Origin of the sequence: Oceanobacillus senegalensis, from assembly GCF_900176885.1 — a bacterium.
GTDB lineage: Bacteria > Bacillota > Bacilli > Bacillales > Amphibacillaceae > Oceanobacillus > Oceanobacillus senegalensis.
The window spans coordinates 3,146,255-3,159,626 of the sequence record NZ_LT839648.1; the positions used below are offsets into that span (position 1 = coordinate 3,146,255).

15 protein-coding genes are annotated in these 13,372 nt (G+C 36.0%); 8 read left to right on the top strand and 7 right to left on the bottom strand.

Going from position 1 to position 13,372, the window contains the following annotated elements:
* Window positions 1-66: 66 nt before the first annotated feature.
* From murB to CAO17_RS15185, 4 genes are all read right to left on the bottom strand, one after another.
* A complete protein-coding gene (murB, locus tag CAO17_RS15170; protein ID WP_085993478.1) occupies window positions 67-984 on the bottom strand; it encodes a UDP-N-acetylmuramate dehydrogenase in 918 nt (305 codons plus the stop codon).
* 156 nt (window positions 985-1,140) lie between these two features.
* On the bottom strand, window positions 1,141-1,956 hold the full coding sequence (locus CAO17_RS15175; RefSeq protein WP_085993479.1) for an alpha/beta fold hydrolase: 816 nt from the start codon (window positions 1,954-1,956) through the stop codon (window positions 1,141-1,143).
* Between the two features lie 16 nt (window positions 1,957-1,972).
* Complete coding sequence (locus CAO17_RS15180) at window positions 1,973-2,356, bottom strand: YbaN family protein (protein WP_085993480.1); 384 nt, start codon at window positions 2,354-2,356, stop codon at window positions 1,973-1,975.
* A 171-nt stretch (window positions 2,357-2,527) separates the two neighbouring features.
* Window positions 2,528-3,331, bottom strand: a complete 804-nt coding sequence (locus CAO17_RS15185; protein WP_085993481.1) for a histidinol-phosphatase HisJ family protein — start codon at window positions 3,329-3,331, stop codon at window positions 2,528-2,530.
* Between the two features lie 214 nt (window positions 3,332-3,545).
* On the opposite strand from CAO17_RS15185, the gene hisZ reads away from it, so the two are divergent.
* The 8 genes from hisZ (at window position 3,546) to hisIE (ending at window position 10,446) form a co-directional block, all read left to right on the top strand.
* Window positions 3,546-4,781 carry an ATP phosphoribosyltransferase regulatory subunit gene (gene hisZ, locus CAO17_RS15190; protein ID WP_085993482.1) on the top strand — a complete coding sequence of 412 codons (1,236 nt, stop codon included), beginning with the start codon at window positions 3,546-3,548 and terminating at the stop codon, window positions 4,779-4,781.
* Window positions 4,782-5,408, top strand: a complete 627-nt coding sequence (gene hisG / locus CAO17_RS15195; RefSeq protein WP_085993483.1) for an ATP phosphoribosyltransferase — start codon at window positions 4,782-4,784, stop codon at window positions 5,406-5,408.
* A gap of 6 nt (window positions 5,409-5,414) precedes the next feature.
* Window positions 5,415-6,701, top strand: coding sequence for a histidinol dehydrogenase (hisD, locus tag CAO17_RS15200; RefSeq protein ID WP_085993484.1), 1,287 nt, complete (start codon window positions 5,415-5,417; stop codon window positions 6,699-6,701).
* Window positions 6,694-7,278 (top strand): imidazoleglycerol-phosphate dehydratase HisB, encoded by a 585-nt coding sequence (hisB, locus tag CAO17_RS15205; protein ID WP_085993485.1) that lies wholly within the window; start codon window positions 6,694-6,696, stop codon window positions 7,276-7,278. Before hisD ends, hisB begins: the two co-directional genes overlap by 8 nt.
* A 448-nt stretch (window positions 7,279-7,726) precedes the next feature.
* The gene (gene hisH / locus CAO17_RS15210; RefSeq protein ID WP_085993486.1) at window positions 7,727-8,335 is read left to right on the top strand and encodes an imidazole glycerol phosphate synthase subunit HisH; all 609 of its coding nucleotides are present in this window, start codon (window positions 7,727-7,729) and stop codon (window positions 8,333-8,335) included.
* On the top strand, window positions 8,332-9,054 hold the full coding sequence (gene hisA, locus CAO17_RS15215) for a 1-(5-phosphoribosyl)-5-[(5-phosphoribosylamino)methylideneamino]imidazole-4-carboxamide isomerase (RefSeq protein WP_085993487.1): 723 nt from the start codon (window positions 8,332-8,334) through the stop codon (window positions 9,052-9,054). Before hisH ends, hisA begins: the two co-directional genes overlap by 4 nt.
* Window positions 9,044-9,802: an imidazole glycerol phosphate synthase subunit HisF gene (gene hisF, locus CAO17_RS15220; protein WP_085993488.1), complete on the top strand. Its 759-nt coding sequence runs from the start codon at window positions 9,044-9,046 to the stop codon at window positions 9,800-9,802. Before hisA ends, hisF begins: the two co-directional genes overlap by 11 nt.
* Before the next feature lie 5 nt (window positions 9,803-9,807).
* Window positions 9,808-10,446 (top strand): bifunctional phosphoribosyl-AMP cyclohydrolase/phosphoribosyl-ATP diphosphatase HisIE, encoded by a 639-nt coding sequence (hisIE, locus tag CAO17_RS15225; protein ID WP_218775573.1) that lies wholly within the window; start codon window positions 9,808-9,810, stop codon window positions 10,444-10,446.
* Between the two features lie 229 nt (window positions 10,447-10,675).
* Here the strand turns inward: hisIE and CAO17_RS15230 are convergent, their stop codons facing one another.
* From CAO17_RS15230 to CAO17_RS15240, 3 genes are all read right to left on the bottom strand, one after another.
* Window positions 10,676-11,374 (bottom strand): SurA N-terminal domain-containing protein, encoded by a 699-nt coding sequence (locus CAO17_RS15230; RefSeq protein WP_179151971.1) that lies wholly within the window; start codon window positions 11,372-11,374, stop codon window positions 10,676-10,678.
* 183 nt (window positions 11,375-11,557) lie between these two features.
* Window positions 11,558-12,172, bottom strand: coding sequence for a PH domain-containing protein (locus tag CAO17_RS15235; RefSeq protein WP_085993490.1), 615 nt, complete (start codon window positions 12,170-12,172; stop codon window positions 11,558-11,560).
* A 98-nt stretch (window positions 12,173-12,270) separates the two neighbouring features.
* Window positions 12,271-13,212, bottom strand: coding sequence for a siderophore ABC transporter substrate-binding protein (locus CAO17_RS15240; protein ID WP_085993491.1), 942 nt, complete (start codon window positions 13,210-13,212; stop codon window positions 12,271-12,273).
* Window positions 13,213-13,372 lie beyond the last annotated feature (160 nt).

Sequence of the window (13,372 nt, forward strand, 5' to 3'; positions counted from 1 at the left end):
CACAACCCAAAAAAAGAACCTGTATCTTAAAAAGGAGTACTCCAACGTATTGGAGTACCCCTTTTTTTATTTATCTTCACCAATAATCCGAACTTCCCTCTCAAGGGATACATCAAATTTTTCCTTCACGGTTTTCTGCACAAAGTGAATTAGATCAATATATTCACTTGCTGTTGCATTGTCTATATTCACGATAAACCCTGCATGTTTTTTAGAAACCTGCGCTCCTCCGATTTGCTTTCCTTGTAATTCACTGTCCTGAATGAGCTTTCCAGCAAAATATCCTGGTGGTCGTTTAAATACACTTCCACACGATGGATATTCTAATGGTTGCTTGGATTCGCGTTTAAAAGTTAAATCATGCATAACCTCTTTAATTTCTTCATATTTCCCATTTTTTAGAGAGAACTCTGCTTCTAATACGATATATCCTTTATCCGGAATATTACTTTTGCGGTATGCCAAATCCAGTTCATCTGCTGCCAATGTCAGTAATTCCCCTTCTTTTGTAACGACAACCGCTGTGGTTAGAACATCCTTAATTTCTCCACCGTAGGCTCCTGCATTCATATATAGTGCTCCACCAACTGAACCAGGGATTCCACAAGCAAATTCAAGTCCTGTAAGCCGTTCGTTCAATGCTTTCCCTGAAACATCAATAATTCGAGCACCACTTTGCGCAACAATTACATTCTCTTCAACTTTGATTTCATTTAATTTTTGCAGATTTAATACAATTCCTCGGATTCCACCATCTTTTACAATTAAATTGGAACCATTTCCTAGTAATGTAAAACGAACTTTCTCCTTGTTCGCCAATCTGACAATATCTTGTACTTGACGGTATGTTTCAGGTGTAACATAATAATCAGCATTGCCTCCAAGTTTTGTATACGTATGCTTTCTTATCTGTTCATTTACCAAAACATTCTCTGAAGTGACAATTTGCGTTAATTTATCATAAAGTTGATGATTTCCTTCCAATTTAAAATCATTCCTTTTATTCGAAATTAAAATAATAGTAGTCCATACGCCCACTATATTCTGTTAATAAATAAAAAATACTTAACTATATGTTTATACTCAAATAAAAAACCACCAATTTCTATGGTGATTTTTTTCCTACTTTTATATTGTAAGTTATAGGCCTTCATCTTGCCACAAAAATGAATGAATCATTTTGTCAACTTGTAAACTTTCATGTAATTCACTATGACCAAGTTTATCATTTTGAACTATAATTTCTGTTAATTGGCTTGGATGAACCATTTTTCGAATAGCTTTTACACTTTTAGGAATGGAGATTGGATCACCTGTACTTCCAATATTTAATACCTCAACTTCCCTCGGTATCCTCCCTTTATGGAGGAGCTGAAATGCTAAGGAATGCGGTTTTAAATCAGTTGCCGCCCTATCATGATTAATCTTAAAATACTTCTGACTATATATCCCATCAAATGGACTTCCAATCGCTACAAAACGATGAACCTTAGGAAAGTCATTCGACTGGTATTCCATCATATATTTCATAGAAATGAGCCCACCCATCGAATGCCCAACAAGATTTATGGTATCTATATCATATTTATCTTTTAGATGCCGTAACACAGTAGCTAGCCACTCCGTACTATCACTAAAGCTAGCCCTATTATTCCTTAAGATAATTTGAACAAACGTTTGATTGGATGCTTCCTTATTGACATAATGATCAGTTAGTCTACCTCTAGAAGATACATAATAAATGAATCTCTTTTTCCCCCACCCATTATCTTCAAAACGCTCCAGCATACTTCCAAAAGAGTTCTTCGTCCCTTTATAACCATGAACAAATACGGTCGGCACTCCGAAATTATTTTCTGATTTTGCTTCATTAGGTACATGCACATAAATAAATATACAAGCAATACATGCTATTAATAATCCAACACTTACACCGTGCTTTAATTTAATCTTCAAGTACCTTCCCTCTCTATTACATCACCTTCGTATGCAATGTTTTTTGTTTTAGTATAAACCAAGTAAAGTAAGAGGCTGTTAAAAATAGTAGTATTTTAACAAAGATAATTGGTACAACAAAAATAATGGTATATAGCATAGAAATCCAAAGTAGGGTAACACCTATAACCTTTGCTTTTAGAGGGATTCCTTTTCCTTCTCTATAATTTAATATATATGGACCGAAGTGCTTATTAGTAATTAACCAGTGATATAGTCGATCAGAGCTACGAATATAACAAGCTGCAGCTAAAATAAGTAAGGGGGTCGTTGGGATTAGTGGAAGGACAATTCCTATAATACCTAGACCTAATGAAAGGGACCCGACTATTATTAGAAATACCCTTTTTATTGATTTCACGGAAAACACCTTCTGTTAAAAGTATTTATCTCTTTTAGTATAACACCGTGATTATCCCGAAAACCCTCCTAGTTGGAACATTTTTATGAATTTTTCCCATTCCACTCTTTTTTATTAGGCTTTAGCAAGTCTGTTTTTAAAAGCTAACCCCTTATAACACAGTGATTATAATTATGCACGCATTACTTTTTCAACAGGATGAAAAATAGCTTCACCTTTGTCGTAGGTTGCGATATATCTAAATCCAATTGATTTTAGAAGTTCTAATGCATCAGCAAATTTATATGCAAGTGTTGTTTCTACATGAGAATCAGAACCAATTGTAATAATTTCTCCACCACATTCCTTATATAGGGTTAAAATATCAGCACTAGGCATACCACCTTCTAACCCATATCTGTATCCTGAAGTGTTTAGTTCAATTCCTTTCCCAGCTGGAATGATTTCCTTGAAAATTTCTTTAATAATTTCATGAAAGTTATTTTTACTTTTATCCTTCGTATAGCGTTTAACTAAATCAATATGACCTAAGATACTAAAGTCTTTATAATGCTTTACACAATCATATAGTTCCTCATAGTAAATACGATATGCTTCATCTACAGACTTTCCTTCAAAAAAGTTTCCAGAATGCAAATCCTTCTTTTCTGTAGAATGCATAGAGCAAATAACAAAATCAAAAGACTCTTCTTTCATTAACTGATTATATCGAGGCAAGAGATAAGGCTGCACACCAATTTCTACTCCTTTTTTTATGCTTATCTGTCCCTCATATTCCTTTTGCATCGCTTTTACTTTCTTGTCATATTGTTTTAAATCAAATTCAAAAACCCAATCCTTATCAGGGTATTCATAATCAATATGCTCTGTAAAGCAAATTTCTTCTAAACCCATTTCAATAGCTTTCTCTATTGTTTTTTCCATTGTTGTATCACAGTCTGCTGAGAAATCACTATGGATATGATAATCAAACATATTTTTACTCCCCCTATGGTTGACTTTTATCTATACCTTATCTATAATACTATATAACTTTAATTAGATAAAGTGATAAAGCGATAAAGTTTATATAAAGTATTCCTTCTATACAAATTATAACAAAAATCAATAATTTCCTTATCTTTTATAGCAAAAAAAGATATAATCTTTAAAAAGGTATGCTAGAAAGCAATGGAAAAGGAGAAATTTCATGCAGAGATATGTGATTGATATTAACAAAAATACAAACGTTGAAGATTTCCAAATAAGAGATGAGGTGATTTCAACACTTAAAAAACGGTTTATTACCTATGGTTTTAAACAGGTTAGAACATCAACCTTCGAATCTTATGACATGTATTCTGACATTACCGGCACCGTGAATAAGGATGAAATGATAAAGGTCATTGATACATCAGGTAAGGTATTGGTTCTGAGACCAGATGTGACAATTCCTTTGCATCGAATGACATCATTAAATAAAACCACAGACAGCCAGCGACTTTTCTACGTCTTAGATGTATTCCGTCAATCCCAAGAACAAGAAAATCATAAAGAGAGTACACAGGCTGGAGTGGAATGTTTTGGCCAAAACTCCACTTTAGTCGATTCAGAAATCATCATGATGGCTATCCATACGTTCCAAGATCTTGGTTTTCAAAATTTCAAGCTAGAGATTGGTCATGCAGGCTTTTTCAAGGAGCTTGTTCAACAAACGAATCTAACAGAGGATGAACTAGAATCCTTGCAGTCTCTTATCCAATCTAAAAACCTAGTCGAAATCGAACCATTTTTATCTCAGCTAGAGATAGATGAAGATGTTAAAACAGCATTACAATCGATTCCTATGATGTATGGTGACCCCCAACATGTCATTAACCAGGCAAAGGATATGATTCGCAACGAATCCATGCAACGTATTCTTCAAAATCTGATTGAAATCTATGAAGGACTTCAAGCTTATGGAGCAGAAAATTCAGTGGTCTTCAACTTAGGTTTAATCAACAATATGAACTATTATTCAGGGGTTATTTTTCAGGGTTTTGTAGATAGCATCGGAAAACCCGTATTAATGGGTGGTCGTTACGATAACCTAGGTCAACAACTCGAACAGTCCATTCCCGCTATCGGATTTGCCTTTGAGGTTGATTTATTAGTTCATGCCATGCAACAACAAGGAATGGCAATTAATTCACTTCCTACAATGGATGTGATTATTCGTTATGTAAAAGAAAAACAAAAGGAAGCACTTCGTATAGCCTACCTTCTACGCGACAGTGGTTTTCATGTTTTAACACATCCATTGGAATCAAGTGAGGAATATCAAGTTAATTCTTTATATACAATCGTTTTCGATACAAATCAAAATCGATTATCTAGTAAAAAGACAGAACAGATATTTACTGATCAAGAGGAAGTTTTTGCGATGTTACAGGAGGGGAACTAATTGGAACAAATAACACTAGCCTTAGCTAAGGGTAGACCTGCTAAAAGCACAATCGATTTATTAGAGCAAACAGGAGAACACTTTGTTGATTTACATGAAGATAGTAGAAAACTTGTTTTTTATAATACAGAAAAAACGATTAAAGTTATTTTCGTCAAAGCTCTTGATGTTCCCACTTACGTCGAAAAAGGGGCTGCAGATATAGGTATCGTCGGTAAGGATAATATTATGGAGTCTCAAGCAGAGGTTTACGAACTGCTAGATTTAAAAATCGGGAAATGTAAATTTTCTGTTGCGGGAAAGTCGAATCAACAAGTAAACAGAAGCCAAAAGCTTACCATTGCCACAAAATATCCAAATGTTGCAAAGAAACACTTTCAAAAGAAGGGGCAACCCATTGAAACCGTCAAGCTAAACGGTTCTGTAGAGCTAGCACCACTTATCGGCCTCTCCGATTACATTGTTGATATTGTAGAAACCGGTAGTACCTTAAAGGAAAACGGATTAGTTGTTTTAGAGGATATTGAAAAGATAAGTACTAGGTTAATCGTGAATAAGGCTAGCTTTGCAACAAAAGCAACCCATGTTCAAAAGTTTATCAATCAACTAAAATCAGCCATGGAGTGATTTGAAATGAGAATACTAACATTCGAGGAATTTCTTGAGAAAAATACCTCTCCCACTTCCAGCCAATTAAGCGAGGAACAACTAGATAGTACCGTGTTGGAAATTATTAAACAGGTTCGATTAGAAAAAGATGCGGCATTGTTTCGTTATACGAAGGAGTTCGACGGTATCGAATTAAATCAGTTTCTGGTATCTGAGGAAGAGATAGCTGAAGCAGAAATCAAAGTGGAGACAGAATTTATGGAGGCCATCCGTAAAGCCAAGAGTAATATCCGAGAATTCCACCAAGCTCAAAAGGAACAATCATGGATGATGGAAAAAGAAAATGGTGTACTCCTTGGACAAAAAGTAAGCCCTATTGAGAAGGTCGGTGTATATATTCCAGGTGGAAAAGCAGCATATCCATCCTCCATTTTAATGGATGTTATTCCTGCCCAAATTGCTGGGGTTGAAAAAATCGTGATTACTACTCCCCCACAATCAGATGGAAAAATAAGTCCTTATGTTTTAGCTACCGCGAGTGAACTAGGAATTGATACCGTTTATAAAGTTGGCGGGGCTCAGGCAATTGCTGCATTAGCTTATGGCACAGAATCAATTGAAAAGGTAGATAAAATCGTTGGTCCAGGAAATGCATTTGTCGCTCGTGCAAAGAAATGGGTGTTTGGTGATGTAGCAATTGATATGATTGCCGGACCTAGTGAAATTTGCGTTGTAGCAGACGAAACAGCACCACCTCACTATGTTGCAGCAGACCTTTTATCACAGGCAGAGCATGATGAGTCAGCAAGCGCCATTTGTGTCACAACAAACCAAGATCTTGCTAATCAAATTAAAGCAGAGGTTGAAAATCAAACAATTCAATTAGAACGAAAAGCAATTGTGGAGGAATCCTTAAAACAAAATGGCAAAATTATTATTGCAAGGGATGAAGCAGAGGTATTTCAGATTGTAAACGAAATTGCACCAGAGCACCTGCAATTAATGATTGAAAACCCAATGGAGAAAATGCAACAAGTAAAACATGCTGGAGCAATTTTCCTTGGCACTCATTCTCCAGAGCCACTAGGCGATTATTTTGCTGGACCTAATCATACGTTACCAACGAGCGGTACAGCACGATTTGCTTCACCACTTGGCGTGTATGACTTCGTTAAGAAATCGAGCATTATTCGTTATTCAGAAAATGCATTATCACAGGCAACAGATCATATAGCAACCATTGCTAATGTCGAAGGGTTAACTGCCCATGCAAAATCTATAACAATAAGAAAGGAAAATGAAAATGCGTAAAGCAAGTGTATCTCGAAAAACCGGTGAAACAGCAATAGACTTAGAATTTACCATTGATGGAACAGGTAAATCTACCATAGATACAGGAGTTGGATTTTTCAACCACATGCTCACATTAATGTCTAAGCATGGGTTATTTGATTTAAATGTAACCTGTAATGGGGACCTTGATGTAGACCAGCATCACACTGTGGAGGATATTGGGATTGCGTTAGGACAAGCCTTTCATGAAGCATTAGGAAACAAAGAAGGTATTACTAGGTATGCTACTGTTACAACCCCAATGGATGAAAGCTTATCCACAATTTCCGTTGATATAAGCGGTCGCTCTTATTTTGTTTACCATGTGGAAGGTTTAAAAGATAAAGTAGGAGATTTTGATACAGAGCTAGTTGGGGAATTTTTCCAGGCATTTGTAAGTAATGCGAAAATTAATTTACATATTAATCTAGCTTACGGAACAAATACCCACCACATGATTGAGTCGATTTTCAAAGGATTTGGCCGCTGCCTAGACCAAGCAACTCTAAAGAACCCTAGAATTCAAGGCGTACCTTCCACAAAAGGATCATTGTAGAAGACTGGTTTATTACACAATATATATGATGTTCGTTAACTTAATACGGTTATTGGGGCGTAAATATCGCTGCGAAAATACACTACGCTTTCCTCGGGCGGCTGATGAGCCCCCTTCGTGCTAACGCACTACGGTGTCTCACCTAGGCCTATCATCCCGCAGGAGTCTCCGTGTATTTCCTTCGCTGGTTAGCGCCCTAATTCATCATATCCACCTTTGTAGCGGGACGTAGGTCAGTCTATTTCTTGAATAAGAACTAGGTAAAGATGACGAATCCTGCCTTATCCTATGGGAATAGCACGTGTATAATATATTCCCACAGCGGTATTTACGCACATTCTAGTATTAAGCTAATAAGTAAAGTTACATCGACATGCACCATCAGTTAAGTCACATCATCTTTCAACTGTGAAGGAATGGAAAGCAAACAAGAAAGGAGCGGTTGCGTATGATTGCCATTATCGATTACGATGCTGGAAATATCAAAAGCCTGCAATTTGCTTTAGATAAATTAAATGTTGAATCTATCTTATCAAAGGATCCAGAAACGATAAAAAAGGCTAAATCCATTATTCTACCAGGAGTAGGAGCTTTTAAAGATGCTATTGCTTCTCTAAATGAATTAGGTATGACGAACGTCTTACGGGAAGAAGCAAGTAACGGTAAACCAATTTTAGGTATATGCCTAGGCATGCAATTATTTTATGAAACGAGTTATGAAGATGGTGAATGGGAAGGTATAGGATTGCTCAAAGGTAGTGTCAACCGGATAACAGATAGAGTGAAGGTTCCACATATGGGATGGAACACATTACAGACTCATAAAGACAGCATCCTTTTTAAAGACATCGCGGATAATCCATATGTTTATTTTGTTCATTCCTATGAAGTGGGCGGTTCCTATGAAGCTGACACCCTTATTGCAAGTTCTGAATACGGGGGAATCGTTCCAGCAATTGTTCAAAAGGGAAATATTATTGGTATGCAGTTCCACCCTGAGAAAAGCGGAGAGGTCGGACTTAAACTATTAAAAAATTATGGGGAGATGATTTCATGATCCTATTTCCAGCGGTTGATATTCGTGGAGGAAAATGTGTTCGTCTAACACAGGGAGATTATAATAAAGAAAAGGTTTATAGTGATGCCCCTACAGAAATGGCTAAAGAATGGCAAGGTAAAGGTGCAGAATGTTTACATATCGTTGACCTGGATGGTGCAAAAACAGGTGAATCCATAAATAAAGCAGCAATACAAGCTATTGCCGAAGAAACTAATATTCCAGTACAAGTTGGTGGTGGAATCCGTTCTTTATCCGTTATTGAGGATTATGTAGCATCAGGAATTAACCGTGTCATTATTGGAACAGCAGCGATTAACGACAAGAAATTTTTAATGGATGCCGTCGAAAAATATGGTTCCAAAATCGCTGTATCCATCGATGCTAGGAACGGCTTTGTCGCTACAGATGGTTGGACGAAAGATAGTACGGTTAAAGCAATTGATCTCGTTAAGGATTTAGAAGCCATAGGTGTTGAAACCATTGTGTATACCGATATTTTAAAAGATGGTATGCTAAAAGGTCCTAATTTTGAAGAATTACAAACGATTAATGATGCAACAACCATGAATGTCATCGCTTCTGGTGGTGTTTCTTCCAAAGAAGACATTCACAAACTAAAAAATCTGAACATGTATGGAGCAATTATTGGGAAAGCCTTATATGATGGCACATTAAAATTTGAAGATGTATTGGATGGTGAAGAAAATGCTCGCTAAACGAATTATTCCTTGCTTAGATGTCGATAAAGGTCGTGTTGTAAAAGGAAAAAAGTTTCAGAATATCCAAGACGTTGCAGATCCGGTTGAACTTGCTAAACGCTATAATGATGCAGGAGCCGATGAGTTAGTATTTTATGATATTACAGCATCCAATGAAGAAAGAAATATATTTTTAGACGTAGTAGAAAAGGTAGCACGTGAAATTTCCATCCCCTTTTCAGTAGGAGGAGGCATTCGTTCCATTGATGACATCAACAGCGTGTTACGTTCAGGTGCTGAAAAGGTTTCTATAAACAGTGCTGCAGTAAAAAATCCAGAATTAATCAAGGAAGCTGCAGTAAAATTTGGTAACCAATGCATTGTCCTATCTATTGATGCTAAAGAAACCTCTTCAGGAAAATGGGAAGTATTTATCAATGGTGGACGAAAAAATACTGGAATGGATGCCATCGAATGGGCTAAACGCGGGGAAGAGCTAGGTGCTGGGGAAATCGTCGTAAACGCGATTGATACCGATGGTGAGAAAAATGGCTATAACCTTACCCTAACCAAAGCCATTGCTGATGCAGTTAATATCCCAATTGTGGCAAGTGGTGGCGCAGGTGTGAAGGAGCATTTCTCTACTGTTTTGACAGAGGCAAATGCCGATGCAGCATTAGCAGCCTCAGTATTTCACTATGGGGAAATTTCCATACCAGAATTAAAAGCGTACCTAGAGGAACAAAACATAACCGTTAGGAGGTAAGACAATTGGAAATAAACATCGAAAAGTTAAAATGGGATACAAATGGGTTAATCCCTGTAATTGTACAACATGAAGAAACGGGAAAAGTTTTGACATTGGCTTATATGAACAAGGAATCATTAGAAAAAACAATCGAGACGAATGAAACTTGGTTTTTCTCACGGAGTAGACAAGAACTTTGGAATAAAGGTGAGACATCCGGAAATAAGCAACAAATTAAGAAGATTACGTATGACTGTGATGCAGATGCGCTTTTAGTTCAAGTGTCCCCACTCGGTCCAGCATGTCATACAGGAGAAGATTCTTGCTTTAATAATGAACTATATAAAACAGAAGAGCCTTCAGGGGAGATTATTCCACAAGTCGTAGGCAAAATTAAAGAACGACGCGAAAACCCTGTAGTGGGATCCTATACCAATTATTTATTCAATGAGGGATTAGACAAGATTTTGAAAAAGATTGGGGAAGAATCCACTGAAGTTGTCATCGGTGCTAAAAATAAGGACAAACAAGAAGTAACGAATGAAATTGCGGACCTTACCTATCACACGCTAGTATTAATGGAATTACTTGATATTTCAACCACAGATATTAAAGAAGAACTGAAAAATAGACATGTAGAAAAAGATAAAAAGAATAAGTGAGTTAGGAAAACCGGGCAAAAAGCAGCCCGGTTCTTTTCTTACCTGCTCCCCAAATTAAAACCGTTTTTCCCTCTTTTCGGAAAACTTTCGGTCCTTATTACTCGCCATAAAGAAGATTATGTAGTGATGTGATTTGCATCGTTAGATAAAAAACTTACACACTTTATTTGACAAACCCCTAAAAATAGAAACATCCCCAAACTGGAGATGCTTCCATTTTCCTTCTTCATTAAATTAATGTTTCAATATCAGCTTTTTTCTTTAACTCGTCCACTTTGGCTTGTAATTGTTCATTCTTTTTTTGTTCTGTTAAAATGGATTTTATATCTTCTTTTACCTCATCTAGCTCGCCAATATTTTCATTTTGTTCTTTCATTTGATTATAATACTCTTCTACTTCTTCATCACTAACCTTAGTGTCCATTTTCTCTTCCATGTACTCTGCAGTAGTAAGGTCATCTTTTAGCTGCTCTTTAAAAGCTTCTTCATCCATTTGATATTGGTCTAAAATCGTTGTAAATTGATCTCCAGTTTCCTCTTTTATTTTCTTCAATTCTTCATCTGCTTCTTTATCTGTTACTTCAATACCTAATTTAGCAGCTTCCTGATTAATCAATTCCTGCTGAACTAAGACCGTAATCACCTGTTCTTTAAGCTTTTCAGTATTACTGACGTCTTGTCCATATTGGTACATCATTGTTTTTACCTGAGTATAAATTTGATTGTATTTGTCACCAGCAATTTCCTCACCATTAACACTAACAACTGGCTTTTCCTCATCGACCCGTTCTTCATCAGAGAATTCCAGTTGTTCTTTCTGTGACGTTGCTTCTTCAGTTCCTTCCTTTTCTTCCGTGCCTTCATTATTACAAGCTGCTAGTAACAAAACCATGCTTAAAATAATCATATAACCTAACTTCTTCTTCATTAACTTTCCCTCACTTCTCATTAGATTTAGATACTTTCCATTCAAACACACCTTACGTACACATTTCAAGTTGAAGGAAGTTACGTATCATTATTTAATATATCGGTAACTTTTTAGTAACTTATTTATAATAAAGAAAGGCTAAGGTGAACACACCCTAACCTTTCTCTTGTTGACTAAGCATTAATTGTTGATATATTTTTCAAATACTTCTCCAAAATCCTTTTTATGATACTTATTGCGAGCAGATTCTAACCATGAGAAGCTAAACTCTGTTAACTCCTTATATTGACTAGCAATATTCTCCTGATCTGTTCTAGAGTTTTGTAGCACGGATACAGCCTTATCAATGCTTTGACTTGCCATATTCATTAATACATCATTTTCATGTGTTACCTCAGCAATAAACACCAATGCCTTATATAAATCCTTAAGCTTCTCAATTTCATCTTTATGAACATCGATACTATATTGGGTACCACCTAAATTAAATTTAATCTCAATATCTAAATCTACCCTTCCCGCTGTTTCTAGCATAACATTTGAAAACTTATGCTGAGCATAGGGGTACCGTTTTAATGTTCGCTTAGAGGACGTTGCACTTTCTCCATCTACATGAATAAAGGCAAGATTAGTAAAGCAATACTCATCCGCCTTTGTCTTGATCAAGAAATAGATCTTTTCATTGTCCTCATGTCGTACATAATCATCTGCATCTGTTTTGTCATAATCCGCAGGACCAATAATTTTTCCGATATCAGATAAGCCTAATGCATCTGAAGCTATTTTTTTAAACAAACATATCATTCCCTTCAATATTTTTGTATATATTGTAACACTTCTGAAACTTTATAACACCATAAATCAAGGGCAACCTTATTAGGTTGCCCCTCTTTCTATTCATTAATTGTAGCTTCAATTTCCTTAACCATTTCTGAGACAGATACAAGTCCGCCACCAGATAAATACCAAAATTCAGGATCTAAATAGTGAATATCATCATTTTGATATGCCTTTGTATTTTCTACCAATTCATTTTCGACAAGTTGTTTTGCAGAGGACTCTCCACCCACAACCGCACTTCTATCAATAACATATAATAGATCAGGATCCTGTTCCATCACATATTCAAAAGTTACATTCATTCCATGTGTTGATGCCTCAATGGATTCATCCACCGCTGGAACACCAAATACATCGTGAATTAAGCCAAATCTTGAATTAGGACCGTACGCACTGATTTTATCATCATTTGCTAAAATAATTAGTCCTTTTTGGTCCATTTCTGAAGCCTTTTCCTGTAAAGCAGCAATGGATTCATCAATATCTGCTAACTTAGAATCGATTTCTTCCTGTTTATCAAATAGTTCACCAATCACTGCCATATTTTCCTTAAAGGATTCCATATAGTTTGTTGTATCTACCCCAAGGTGAATGGTTGGTGCAATTTCTGATAATTGATCATACAACTCTGCTTGACGCGCTGAGATAATGATAACTTCCGGATCTAGCTCAGCTATCTTTTCAAAATCTGGTTCTTTTAGACTTCCAATATTCGCATAATCTTCACTTTCATATTTTTCTAAATAAGATGGAACTACACCAGATTTTGCAATTCCAGCAACTTCAATTCCTAATTCATCAAGGGTATCTAAAATACCAAAATCAAACACAACCACATTTTGTGGTTTTTTAGGGACTTCGGTGTCACCTAGTTCGTGACTAACCGTAATCATTTCCCTTTCTGTCTCTGCTCCTTCACTGCCCTCCGTTGAGCCACATGCAGTAATAAATAATAAAAGAAAACTAAGTAATAGGATTAGTGATAATTTCTTCATTATGTTTACTCCTTTATTCTATTTTATATTTAAAACAACTCTGCATGAATATAAATGACGACTTATTAATTAAACCTTTTTCAAAACATGGATACAGCAAATGAGCTGTTTTATATTAAAACATTACGAACCCGGGCGCCCAGGATATAATTATTTTAAA